The organism is Thalassotalea profundi (assembly GCF_014653195.1).
In the GTDB taxonomy this organism is placed as follows: Bacteria; Pseudomonadota; Gammaproteobacteria; order Enterobacterales; family Alteromonadaceae; genus Thalassotalea_B; species Thalassotalea_B profundi.
Window position 1 is genome coordinate 24,573 of sequence record NZ_BNAH01000004.1, and the last position, 12,543, is coordinate 37,115.

Genomic DNA, 12,543 nt, shown 5'->3' on the forward strand with positions numbered 1-12,543 from the left:
GTCGATGTGGATAATTTATCATCTGGACATAATATGTCAAGCTGTAATTTGAAATTTTTTATTTATTTTATTCTTGCAGGTGGGATTCATTTAAACCTTGTTGATCCCTCCATGCTTTTTGATGCAATTGATAAATTACATGACTACCTAGATAATTAACAGGAATTGACTCTTTTAACTTAAAAAATTGATGAGGAAATTCAAAAGCACCGTAAAGCATTGGCAAAGTTAGCCATTGTGGTTCAACTAGAAACTCATCTAATTTTTTTAAGCGACTCAGAGGGCTAGCTCCGTATTTACTGGCAATAGTCCAACCCCATTCACCAAAGCTTGGCACGTTTGCATGATACTGCTGAACGTGTGCAAATTCAGCTGCAGCAACAGTTTTACCTATGGCTATAAATGCCTCTTTAGCATGATATGGACTTGCAGATTGAATGGCAATTACACCATCTCCTGCTAGTAGCTGTTTTAAGCGAGCATAAAAATTAACAGAGTAAAGTTTATTAAGATCAGGGTGGCTAGGGTCGGGTAAGTCTACAATAATCGTGTCGAAGGTTTGTTTAGATGACAGCATTTCGTCTATAGCAAGAAAAGCATCTTGATATATTGGTGTAACTCTTGGATCAGAAAAACTTTTTTGGGTCAGTTTATCTATTTGATAAGCTAATGTTTGTGGAAGTTTTTCAAAAGGTTTTTGAAATAGTTCAATAAGTTCTTTATCTAAGTCTATTAGCGTAACTTTTTCAGGTGACCAAGCCAGTACATCACGAAGTGCTAAACCATCACCACCACCAATAATTAACACATTATCCTGACGAGCCGAAGCGGCGAGGGCAGGGGTAACTAAGTAGCTGTGATAAACATGTTCGTCAGCAGATGAAAATTGCAAACGTCCATTAATATAGAAATTGATGATAGGATCATGTTCAGCACCAATTTTACGTTCAGTAAATGTTAGTTGTTGATAATGGGTTTTATCAGTAAAAACCACATTATCCATATATAACAAATTACTCATGTTATTTAGCCATTGATTGCCATTTTGATATATAAAAAATATCAATGCGAGTAAGAGTAAATGAAGGGCTAATAATACTTTTTTCCACTTTAGCCTTTGCCAGTAAAATAGCATAAAAGCTAAACCTGCTGCTAAATTCAACGCCGCTGTTAATGCACTTGCTTTGCTAATATCAATTGACAATAAAAAAATCACCCAAATACCCGCGCCAATGCCTGCGCCAATATAATCAGCACCATAAATGGTACCTAAGTTATTCTTAAGATGTTTTTTATGAATATGCTCTCTTATTTGTGCAATAAGTGGGATCTCCATGCCAATAAAAAAGCCTAAGAGAAAACCAAAAAAGTAAGGGCTATTAAGCGTTAAAAAACTAATTTGTTTTAAATATCCACCACGAGGAGTTATATCTGGTGGTAAATAAAACATGTCTGCTAATAGTTGAGGAAACGTTTGGCTAATAGCGATGAGTCCGCCAATGATTAAAATTGAACTACAACCTAAAAAGGCGATGATTAATTCTAACCAAACAAAGCCATTGAATGCACAACGCACTTTTCGTGCTGCAAAAGCGCCAAGCCCCATTGCTACAATCATTAAGCCAATCATGGAGTAAATAGCACTTTCCATGACGCCTAAAACACGACCTGCATAATGAGATAATAAATATTCGTAGATAAGACCACAGCCGGCTAAGACGGCCATGGTTATTATTAATAGTATATCGTGTTTAAATAAACGCGATGAAATTGGTAGTTTCAAGGTCGTAGAGCAATATTATTTTATAGTTCTATCGTTTAAGCCATCAAGCCTGTGAGAATTAAGGCGATAGAAATACTAATAGCCATTTCTACACTAGCAACACCAATATTACTTTGATGATCTACTTCTTCAACAAGGTTGATACCCCATAAAATAAGGTATTTAGCTATCGTGGTTAAAAGTGAGACTAGTATTGTCATTACAATACTGAAAATTAGCCATGCAAGAAGGCTTGTCCATAACGTTTCTGGATTGTAAGTAAGAAAATAACTCGCAGCAGTTACAGCTAGTGCTGTACTGATAACTTGGCCAGCATAGCGAATTCCTAATGCAACATGTCCATTTTCTAACGCTTCTTGTAAACTATCATTTTGATTGTTTTTAGCATATTGATATTCTTTTATGCGTGTCACTAGCACTAACATAGCTTGAGAAACAATAAAGCCACTGATTATAGCGATAAAGGTGCCAATATCTAAACCATGAACCCACAGTAAAACGGCACGAATTATAATAGCAGTTGCTATGGTACTTGCCGCATCTACTAGGCCAATACTTATATTTCTAGCTTTAATTTGTTCATTTTTGTTTAAATGATTTAGTGCCACACGATCATGGATGACACGACCAATTTTAATTAAAATAAGTCCTAAAACACCATAGGTTAGCATACCAATGGCTTCCATTGTGTAGCTTTCGGCATTTTCGCCTGTTATTGCCCCTGTTAATACAATGCCTAATGCGGCTACACTTCCTGCAACGCTAATACCAAAAGCAAAGTTATCTTCTTTTGATAACTCATCCGTTGAGTTTACCTGTGCCGAAATACCTGAAACAACTTTCATGGCACCAAGTAAGGCAATCGCGATAGAAATATCAATAGTGAGATAAATAATTAAGTCTAAATTTAACCCTGTGATTTCAAATAATGTATTCATATTAATTCCTTGACTGCCTCTCGCTATTTGCCACGTCTAAAGCTACGAGAAGTGGTACTTTTACTGTTTCTAAAATTGCCGCCTTGAGCGTATGAAGATTTTTTAGCATAACTACTTTTTTTGGCGTAACTGCTTTTATTTGCGGTAGCTGAACTAAAACGTTTAGCGCTAGTTTGTGCTTGTTTACTTTGACCTGAAAGGCTAGAAGACCCTGTACGGTTTTTACTATAAGCACTATTAAATTTTTGACCTTTACTTTCAAAAGACTTACGAGTGCGGGTTTCTAATTGAGTCTGCTTTTGTAACTGTCCTGGAGAGCTGTAACGTGTGCGGCCATAGTCATGATAATAGCTGTAGTTACGTGAACTTCCCCATTGGCTATAAGAAACTCTACGTCTAGAATCAAGTAAGTTGTCCATCATGGCGTACATACCGTACCATTGCCAAAAAGACATACCATTACTACCAGTAGACCAGCTTCCATAGTTAGGATTTCCAATAAGCTGTTCACCTACGCCAAAGTCTTGTGCATTATTGGCTGCTAAACTTTGCGATTTCGATAATGAGTTTACTCTGGGCAACGTTCCGTTAGACATATCTGCTAATACATTTAAGGGATCACTTAATGCATCGGAATATAAAACGGGGTCGGCGGCTTGGTAAATATTAAGAATTTCTTCATAGCGAGCGTTTTTGCTTACAAAAAGTTCAGGACTGTTTTTAACAGTAGTAAGCCTTCCTATAATTGATTTATAAATAGGGCTTTCTGTCGTTGCTTCTTTACGAAATTCATTTACTAGTTCAGAAAAATCAGGTCTGAGTTCAATCACTTTGTCCGCGTATTGTTTTATTAAAGTGGCATTTCGTATTTGCCCACTGTTCAAAGCTTGTGCTAATTGCTGAACACGCTGTTCAGTGATAGGTAATTGCTTCTCAATTTGCTCAGCAACAGGATCTGAACACCCCAATAGTGCAAATAAAAAGCTAAATAATATTATTTTTGAATAGTGCATTTCTGCCATAGTTCCCTCAAAAATGCTATGGTTATCATTTATTAATAACATCGACGACATAATATGTCCAACATAAATTAAAAGATATTTAAAATAATTAATTATTTCACTTTGTTTAATTTAGATGTATTAATGCGTTCTAACAAAATTTTAACGTACTGTATCACATTGCACAATTAAGTTGAGGCTTAAATGAAACCACTTGCTCGTAAAAACTTTCTTCCTATTTTAATTGAGCAGCAGAATAAGCGTTGGGTAGAATTTACAGACCAACATGGTGAACAATACGCTAAGCAACTTAGTTTTTTCTCTGAGCAACAATTATCTGATTTTCAACGAGCGTTAGCGTTAAGTGACTTTATTTTTAATAGTGCGGTGCAAGCTCCCGAGTTAGTGATTGACTTATTTCGTCAAGAGCACCTCGATTGTTCACCTGATTACGTAGCACAATTATCATTACTTTTAGAAAATTGCGCAACAGAAGAGCAACTACATCGGGTGCTAAGACGTTTTCGGTTACAACAAATGGTTGCTATTGCAGTTAACGACTTCTTATGTGATGCGCCACTTGATACGTCATTAAAATGCTTATCGAGCTTAGCTGATGCACTGATTCTTTCTGCGTTAAATTGGCTCTCGCAATTTTGCTATAAGCAGTGGGGGGTGCCTAAAAATCAGGATGATGAAACTATGCCTTTACTTGTTTACGGCATGGGTAAGTTAGGAGGCAACGAACTTAATTTTTCTTCGGATATTGATCTTATTTTTGCTTACCCTGAATCAGGGAAAACCAAAGGAGCAAGAAGGGAACTAGATAATCAGCAGTTTTTTATTCGTCTTGCTCAAAAGTTGATTAGCGCATTGAATCAGCAAACAGTTGATGGTTTTGTTTATCGAGTTGATATGCGTTTGCGACCATTTGGAGATAGTGGTCCGTTAGTACTCACTTTTAGTGCTATGGAAGATTATTATCAAGAACAAGGGCGTGACTGGGAGCGTTACGCAATGCTTAAAGCGCGATTGATTGGCGAAGGGAAATATCATCATCAATTATCGAGTTTATTGCGCCCATTTGTTTATCGACGCTATATTGATTTCAGTGTGATCGATAGCTTAAGACGAATGAAAGGTATGATCGCTCAAGAAGTTCGTCGTAAACAACTTTCTAATAATATAAAACTAGGCGCTGGTGGTATACGAGAAGTTGAGTTTATTGTTCAAGTATTTCAATTAATCCGCGGAGGGCGTATTAAAGAATTACAAGAGCGTAATTTACTGACTGTTTTACCCTTATTAGTGCAACATGGAGAAATTACTGAGCAGAGTAAAGTAGTACTCGAAAATACTTATCGTTTTTTACGCCGAGTTGAAAATATTATTCAAGCGCTTGCGGACCAACAAACACAGACTTTACCGGACAATCCACTAGATCAAGCAAGAATTTTGTACGTTTTAGGTGATGAAAAATTTCCTTCCTGGCAGGCGTTTTTGGCGTATTTATCAGAGTTAATGCAAGGAGTTCATCAGGAATTTAACGTACTTATTGGCGAAGAAAGTCCACATCACCAAACAGAAGATCAACATTGGATAACGTTATGGGATGGACAATGGGATGATGAAGACTCTGTAGAGTGGATTACTCAATCTCAACCTGATTGGCCTGCGACAAAGATATGGCAGCTACTGAAAGACTTTTATGAAGAAAGTAAAAAAAGAAGTATTGGTACAAGAGGCCGCCAAGTTATTGATAAATTAATTCCATTAATGTTGTCATACCTAGTTGATTTAAAAGCCGATGAAACAGCCCTTGAACGTATATTATTAATTATTGAGAAAGTATCAACTCGTACGGCTTATTTAGAATTGCTATATGAAAACGAAGGTGCACTAAAGCATCTAGTTAAATTGTGCCAAATAAGTCAGTGGGTTGCAGAACATATTATTAAGTATCCAATCTTATTGGATGAGCTTATTGACCCCACATTGCTTAATTCACCTCCAGCATTAACTAGTTATGCACAGCATTTACGAGAAGGTTTGTTGCGTGTTCCTGAAGAAGATTTGGAAGCTCAGATGGAGTTTTTACGTCAGTTTAAGCAAGCTCAGCAATTACGTATTGCGGTCGCTGATATTGTTGGTGTGTTACCGATAACAAAAGTGAGCGATCATCTTACGGCGTTAGCACAAGCAATAGTAGGTGAAGTGATTAATATGGCATGGCAGCAAATTTCGATACGTTACGGTGTACCTAGTTCTGTTGCTGTCTTAGATCATAAGGCTTTTGCTGTTATAGGGTATGGTAAAATGGGGGGAATTGAGCTCGGTTATGGTTCTGATTTAGATCTGGTTTTTATACATAATTGTCCGATAGATGATACTACCAATGGCAGTAAACAAGTATTGGCTGGAGAATTTTATTCTAAATTGGCTCAACGGATCACTCATATTTTTAATACGCGTATGAACAGCGGTATCTTGTATGAATTAGATATGCGCTTAAGGCCTTCGGGGAATTCTGGTGTTTTAGTGATACATGTTGATAGTTTTGAACAATATCAAATTGAAGAAGCATGGACATGGGAACATCAAGCATTAGTTAGGACTCGTGCTATTTATGGGCATCAAGCACTTATCGAGCAATTTGAACGTATTCGAAAAAATACTCTCTCTAAAAATCGAAACGTAGAAGAATTAAAAAAGTCAGTGATTGAAATGCGAGATAAAATGCAAAATCATTTAGATAAATCAACATTAACTGAAAGTGATATTAAGCAAAGTAAAGGTGGGTTAGTCGATATTGAGTTTTTAGCTCAATATTTAGTGTTGGCGCATTATAATCAATTTACTGACTCATATTTACCCTCTGATAATATTCGAATCTTTCAAATGCTTTTACATTGGCAAGTGATCACGGACGAAGAATGCCAACAATTAATCAATCACTATTGTGAATTACGTGATTTTGGCCACCATTGTGTATTAAAAAATAAAGCAAACTTAATGCCTTTGAAAGAATTTACGAATCATGCGCAGGTGGTGATGAGTATTTTTAATAAATATTTATAATTAGTTTAGTAATGTTTCTTTAAAACTCGTTTCATTACTTTTGACTAATTATAAAGCTATTAAATGCCTATCGCTTTGATCCATCAAGCAGTATGCATTCCTCATCAAGGTATTCATACGATTTTTCGGTAATGATTAGTGTACGATGTTGATTGCAAAAGTAGGCTTTGATACCTTCTTCGAAATGGCCTTGAATTGCTTGGCTTATTTGGTAAGTCATTTGTACGATATCTTTATTTATTCTGAAGGGATCTTTGACTAAAAAGTCTTTATCAAGCCACCAAATTACCTCTAATCCACTTTCTTGTGCATATTCGGAAAGTTTTTGATTAAGTGTAAATCCAACACGAAAAGCGGCATTTTTATTATTACTACGCCAATTGCTTCTTAATGGACGTGTGACCATTTTTTTGGCAATTAAAATGTCAACTAAATCACCTTTAGGTTCCGGTAAATATACAACGTTATTCTTGACTCTAGGTCCTGATTCTTCATCTGTACCTCTTAAATTTGCATAAAATCGAGACAAGCCCTCAGCTGCTGCATTTTTTTGTTTTTTTATGATCTCAGGTTCTTCGGCCTCATTATGTAATGATTCATCAGCTTGAGCCTTATCAGCAAGCACTTCTTCCGTTGTAAGTGTTTCTGTTGCAACCTCAGTAAATAATACCTCTTTATTAGCAAAGAGATAGTATGCTAATACGACTAATATTAATGCTAAACCTACAGAGCGGATCCAAAACATCATAAACTTAATATCTATATAAACGTAATTAATTGTTACCTAAGTGTATACCATACTTAAAAAAGCTTATTTATACAATGATGGGTCAGTTTCGTTAGGTCTAGTTTTAAAGCGTCGATGTAACCACATATATTGTGCTGGATTTTGTAAAATAGCCTTTTCCAATTCTTGATTAATTCTTGTGACGTCAGCGTAGTCATCTTCGGTTGGAAAATTATCAAGTTGAGGGTTAATTGTTAACGTATAGCCACTACCATCTTCATTTCTAGTTGGGATCAGCATATGTGAAACGGTGTTTTTTTGTCTAGCAAATATTAATGTACCTGTGGTGGTTGCCGTTTTTTCTACTGCAAAAAAAGGCACGAATAAACTTCTATTTCTACCGTAATCTTGGTCTGGTAAATAAACACAAGATTCACCTTCATGTAATGCGCGTATTAGACCTTTTACATCGCGTTTACCAAGCATATATTTATTAGAGCGGCCACGGCCTCTGTATTGAAAATACTCCATTAATTGGTTGTTATGAGGGCGATAAAAAACGACCATTGGATGTTTTGTACCTATGCTTCTGCAGCTTATTTCTGCACTTAGATTATGCATGGCTAGCATTAAAATACCTTTGCCTTGCTGTTGAGCTTTTTCAATATGTTCAAGACCAATGACTTTACATTTACGTTTTACTCTCCAGTCAGGCCACCACCAACCCATTCCTGTTTCAAATAAAGCGATCCCTGTATTCTCAAAGTTTTTCACCAGTAACTGATGGCGTTCTTGCTCTGTGAGGTGAGGAAAACATAATGCTAAATTTGTTTGAGCGACACGTTTTCTACTCGAGCCTAACTTTAATAATAACCGGCCTAGTCCTTTGCCCATTAGAAGCTGAAGCTTATACGGTAGCCAAGATATGCTATACAAGATAAAGACACCAATCCAAGTGAGCCAATATTTAGGTAACAGGAAAGAAAATTTAAAATTTGGTTGAAGAACGCTATTTTTACTCACGGTATGATTTTAACTCGTTGAATTTCATGTGGTACACTATAACGTATTATATCTGTTATGGAACTGATGATGAAAGTAGATATTCCCACTTTTAATCAAGCTAGCGTTTTAGTCGTTGGCGATATTATGTTAGATCGATACTGGTACGGGCCTACTCAACGTATTTCTCCTGAAGCGCCAGTGCCTGTAGTTAAAATTTCTCAGGATGAAGATCGTCCTGGAGGTGCCGCAAATGTTGCTTTAAATATTGCATCTTTAGGAGGGAAAGTCACTTTAGTGGGTATTACTGGTGAAGATGAGGCTGCAAATACTTTATCTGCTAATTTAAATGGTATGAATATAAAATGTCGTTTTGATCGTCATAATAGTATTCCAACAATCACTAAACTGCGTGTTTTGAGTAGAAATCAACAATTAATCCGTTTAGATTTCGAAGAGTCACTATCACAAATAAATAAGACGACGTTATTTTCAAATGTAAGTGAAGAAATTGCCCAGCATGACGTGTTGTTACTGTCTGATTATGCCAAGGGCACCTTATCTGAAGTGCAAACATTGATTAACTTAGCTAAACAATTAAATATTCCTGTGATTGTTGATCCGAAAGGACACGACTTTACACGTTATCGAGGGGCAGATCTACTTACGCCAAACTTATCTGAATTTGAAGCTATTGTTGGGCATTGTTCATCAGAAGCTGAAATTGTTAAAAAAGGTCAACTATTATTAGCTGATTTGGATTTACAAGCCTTATTAATTACTCGTAGCGAACAGGGAATGACATTGATTCGTCGTGATCATGAAGAATTTCACCTTCCTACTCAAGCAAAAGAAGTGTATGACGTAACTGGTGCAGGCGATACGGTTATTGGGACACTGGCTCTTTCCATTGCAGCTAAAGCTGATTATCCACAAGCAAGTGCATTAGCAAATATTGCAGCAGGTATTGTTGTTGGCAAGCTTGGAACATCAACAGTAAGTGAAGCTGAGCTCTATCATCAAGTTGCTAGCGCCCAAGAATGTGGCTTTGGTGTAGTAAGCGAAGGACAACTTAAAATTGCCGTAGATCTCGCTAAAGCTCGTGGTGAAAAAATAGTAATGACAAATGGCTGTTTTGATATTTTACATGCCGGTCATGTGTCTTATTTAACGCATGCTGCAGAATTAGGCACCCGTTTAATTGTCGCTGTAAACGATGACCCATCAGTTAAGCGCCTCAAAGGTTCAGGTCGACCCGTAAATTCAGTAGAACGTAGAATGGCTGTGTTATCAGGGTTAGGTGTGGTCGATTGGGTTGTGCCATTTAGTGAAGACACGCCACAACGCTTGATTGCTAATATATTACCGAATACTCTTGTTAAAGGTGGTGACTATACTGTAGATGAAATTGCAGGAGGTCTTGAAGTTATTGCTGCTGGCGGAGAAGTTAAAGTATTAAACTTTGAAGAGGGTATTTCTACAACGGAAATAATTAATACAATTCGTTTAGAAGATTAAAGGCTAAGACCTAGGTCCTAGCCTTTAATAATGTTTAACTTTCAGATAAGCCTTGATTTATATCTTTAAGATCTTGTTCTGAAATTGTGCCCGCAGCACGTTTTAATTGTAAAATAGATTGCACATAATTATAACGTGTTGACGATAAATTACGCTTTGCATTATATAGATTACGTGTGCTATCTAGCACATCTACAATAGTACGTGTACCTACTTCAAACCCAGCTTCTGTTGCTTTTAATGCACTTTCGGCACTGATTACCGCTTGACTTAAGGCTTTAATACCAGAAACAGCTGCAATTACTGTGTTATAGGAGTTACGCGCATTACGAACCACGGTACGATGAGTTTGAGATAAATCTTGGCTAGCGGCTACATAGTTGTGTTGTTGTTGACGAACAGCACTTGAAATTGCACCACCAGAATAAATTGGTACAGTTAAAGTAATACCTATTGAGTGCGTATCAAGTCTTGGATTGTCGAATGTACCTGAAACTGTCGTTATTTCACTGTCTCCAGCAGAATATCGGCCAGATAAATCAATTGTTGGATAATGGCCTGAACGGGCAATATTGATATTTTCTTTAGCAACATCAACCCATATCTTTTGTGCGATAAGATCTAAGTTCTTCGCTTCTGCCATTTGTTGCCATTCGTTAGCGCTGTCAGGGATAGGACGAGATGCACTGAATTTTTCAGTATTTAACGCATTTAAATCTCGAGGGTATACATTGGTAATTACCCGTAAAGCTTCTTCGCTATTGTATACATTGTTCTCTGCTCTTATTTCAGCTGTTACTGCATTATCATATTGAGCTTGTGCTTCATGAACATCAGTTACAGCTGTTAAACCTACAGAGTAACGTTGTTTAGTCTGTTCTAACTGGCGTTCTATTGCTGTTTTTTCTGCTTTAGCAAATTCTAAGTCGTCTTTCGCACTTAACACGTCAAAGTAGGCTTGTGTAACACGAATAATTAAATCTTGTTTAGCTACTTGATAGCCAATATCGTAAGTGTGAGCAACTTTTTTTGCATTATCTAAGCGTAACCAAGAGTCATGATGATAAAGTTGCATATTTAACGTTGCACCATAATCTGATGATTCAGACTCCGTAGTAACAATACTGCCCACAGGTGCGTAAATACCATTTGAGATAGATTCAGATTCACCTTTTCCTATGCTAGCTGAAGCGCTGATTGAAGGTAATAATACTGAGCGTGCTTGAGTTATATCTTCTTGTGAGGCTAAAAATTGAGCTTGGGCTTTTAGCACTACAGGGTCATTTTGTTTAGCTTGTTCGTAAACCGAAAGTAAATCTTCAGCATATGAAATAGCACTGCTTGTTGCGCAAGCAATACCTATGATGATCGAAGTAATGGTTTTTTTCATGTCAGAGAAATTCCTTTAATGTCTTCTTAATATTTTGTGCTTTTGGTATTAATTAATTATTAAACTTGTTAAAAGCAAATAACTTGCCAATACGCTATTTAGTTAACTTTTTCGGTGTAAGTTATATGTATGATGATAAATAAAAAATTGTTTAAATCACATTACTTACAATATATATGCTGGCTTTAGCCTAATTATTTTAGCGTGCTACTTTAGCAGTACTGATAAATAAGCTAAATATAATCTGTAAAATTGAGCCTATTCTAGTGTAACAAAATATTTTATGCTAATGCTTTATATAGTGAATTTTCCTGTAAATTAATGGATTTGACTAAAAATGAATGAAAACTCACAAATAATGTTGCGTTATTCTGCAGGCGATATTGAGCTAAAGTCTAAACAAACGGTATACCATGGTTTTTTTAAGCTTGAACAATATCAGGTGCGTCATCGTTTATTTAACGGTGGAATGAGCGAGTTAGTTTCACGCGAAATATTCGAGCGTGGTGATGCTGTTGTACTGATGCCTTATGATCCAAATACTGACAGTATTGTTATGATAGAGCAATTTAGACCCGGAGCGATACGAAATAATGACACTCCGTGGTTATTAGAGTTTGTCGCAGGTATGTTTTCCGCAAATGAAAGCCCAATAGATGTTGCTATAAGAGAAGCTAAAGAAGAAGCTAATCTAGATCTTACTGAAAATGACATATCACCCATTATGAATTATTTATCTAGCCCTGGTGGTATGTCAGAACAAATTCATTTACTTATAGGAATTGTAGATAGCAAGGGGGTTGGTGGCGTTTATGGATTAGCTCAAGAACACGAAGATATATTAGTCCATGTGATTAAACGTGAAGAAGCAATGAGGTTATTACTAATAGGTAAAATAACTAATGCGTCTACGATAATTGGGTTACAATGGTTGCAATTAAATTATAAAAACCTGTAAACACTTTAAAAAAGAAAAGCCAATAAATTACGAGTCAGAGGATAAACAAAGCGTAAGTAACTAATAAAATATTGGTTATTAATTTTTGTTTAAAAAAGAAATGATGAAACAAGCGAGTTATCGACCTAATCTTCCTAATTTAATGAAC

Annotated in this window: 9 protein-coding genes; 3 read left to right on the plus strand and 6 right to left on the minus strand. The window is 36.3% G+C overall.

Annotated elements, in window-relative coordinates; translation table 11 throughout:
- Window positions 1–67: 67 nt before the first annotated feature.
- From IE155_RS05615 to IE155_RS05625, 3 genes are read right to left on the minus strand one after another with little or no spacing between them, the layout of a single operon-like run.
- Window positions 68–1,783, minus strand: coding sequence for a polyamine aminopropyltransferase (locus tag IE155_RS05615; RefSeq protein ID WP_268245240.1), 1,716 nt, complete (start codon window positions 1,781–1,783; stop codon window positions 68–70).
- Window positions 1,784–1,818: 35 nt separating this feature from the next.
- A complete protein-coding gene (locus IE155_RS05620; RefSeq protein WP_189377184.1) occupies window positions 1,819–2,721 on the minus strand; it encodes a DUF350 domain-containing protein in 903 nt (300 codons plus the stop codon).
- A gap of 23 nt (window positions 2,722–2,744) precedes the next feature.
- Window positions 2,745–3,794, minus strand: coding sequence for an HAD family hydrolase (locus tag IE155_RS05625; protein WP_229817073.1), 1,050 nt, complete (start codon window positions 3,792–3,794; stop codon window positions 2,745–2,747).
- A gap of 132 nt (window positions 3,795–3,926) precedes the next feature.
- Here IE155_RS05625 and glnE point away from each other — a divergent pair, with 132 nt between their 5' ends.
- Window positions 3,927–6,800, plus strand: a complete 2,874-nt coding sequence (glnE, locus tag IE155_RS05630) for a bifunctional [glutamate--ammonia ligase]-adenylyl-L-tyrosine phosphorylase/[glutamate--ammonia-ligase] adenylyltransferase (protein WP_189377186.1) — start codon at window positions 3,927–3,929, stop codon at window positions 6,798–6,800.
- Window positions 6,801–6,867: 67 nt separating this feature from the next.
- On the opposite strand, the gene IE155_RS05635 is transcribed toward glnE, so the two are convergent.
- Together IE155_RS05635 and lpxL are read right to left on the minus strand one after the other, a co-directional pair.
- Window positions 6,868–7,548, minus strand: coding sequence for a TcpQ domain-containing protein (locus tag IE155_RS05635; RefSeq protein WP_189377188.1), 681 nt, complete (start codon window positions 7,546–7,548; stop codon window positions 6,868–6,870).
- A 63-nt stretch (window positions 7,549–7,611) separates the two neighbouring features.
- The gene (gene lpxL, locus IE155_RS05640) at window positions 7,612–8,550 is read right to left on the minus strand and encodes an LpxL/LpxP family Kdo(2)-lipid IV(A) lauroyl/palmitoleoyl acyltransferase (RefSeq protein WP_189377190.1); all 939 of its coding nucleotides are present in this window, start codon (window positions 8,548–8,550) and stop codon (window positions 7,612–7,614) included.
- A 69-nt stretch (window positions 8,551–8,619) separates the two neighbouring features.
- Here lpxL and hldE point away from each other — a divergent pair, with 69 nt between their 5' ends.
- Complete coding sequence (gene hldE / locus IE155_RS05645) at window positions 8,620–10,047, plus strand: bifunctional D-glycero-beta-D-manno-heptose-7-phosphate kinase/D-glycero-beta-D-manno-heptose 1-phosphate adenylyltransferase HldE (protein ID WP_189377192.1); 1,428 nt, start codon at window positions 8,620–8,622, stop codon at window positions 10,045–10,047.
- 34 nt (window positions 10,048–10,081) lie between these two features.
- Here the strand turns inward: hldE and tolC are convergent, their stop codons facing one another.
- A complete protein-coding gene (gene tolC / locus IE155_RS05650) occupies window positions 10,082–11,437 on the minus strand; it encodes an outer membrane channel protein TolC (protein WP_189377194.1) in 1,356 nt (451 codons plus the stop codon).
- A 337-nt stretch (window positions 11,438–11,774) separates the two neighbouring features.
- On the opposite strand from tolC, the gene IE155_RS05655 reads away from it, so the two are divergent.
- Window positions 11,775–12,395, plus strand: a complete 621-nt coding sequence (locus IE155_RS05655) for an NUDIX domain-containing protein (RefSeq protein ID WP_189377195.1) — start codon at window positions 11,775–11,777, stop codon at window positions 12,393–12,395.
- Window positions 12,396–12,543 lie beyond the last annotated feature (148 nt).

Coding starts and splice junctions, on each gene's coding strand:
- tolC (WP_189377194.1), bottom strand. CDS start 11,437: ATGAAAAAAACCATTACTTCGATCATCATAGGTATTGCTTGCGCAACA.
- IE155_RS05635 (WP_189377188.1), bottom strand. CDS start 7,548: ATGATGTTTTGGATCCGCTCTGTAGGTTTAGCATTAATATTAGTCGTA.
- IE155_RS05625 (WP_229817073.1), bottom strand. CDS start 3,794: ATGTCGTCGATGTTATTAATAAATGATAACCATAGCATTTTTGAGGGA.
- glnE (WP_189377186.1), top strand. CDS start 3,927: ATGAAACCACTTGCTCGTAAAAACTTTCTTCCTATTTTAATTGAGCAG.
- IE155_RS05655 (WP_189377195.1), top strand. CDS start 11,775: ATGAATGAAAACTCACAAATAATGTTGCGTTATTCTGCAGGCGATATT.
- IE155_RS05620 (WP_189377184.1), bottom strand. CDS start 2,721: ATGAATACATTATTTGAAATCACAGGGTTAAATTTAGACTTAATTATT.
- hldE (WP_189377192.1), top strand. CDS start 8,620: ATGAAAGTAGATATTCCCACTTTTAATCAAGCTAGCGTTTTAGTCGTT.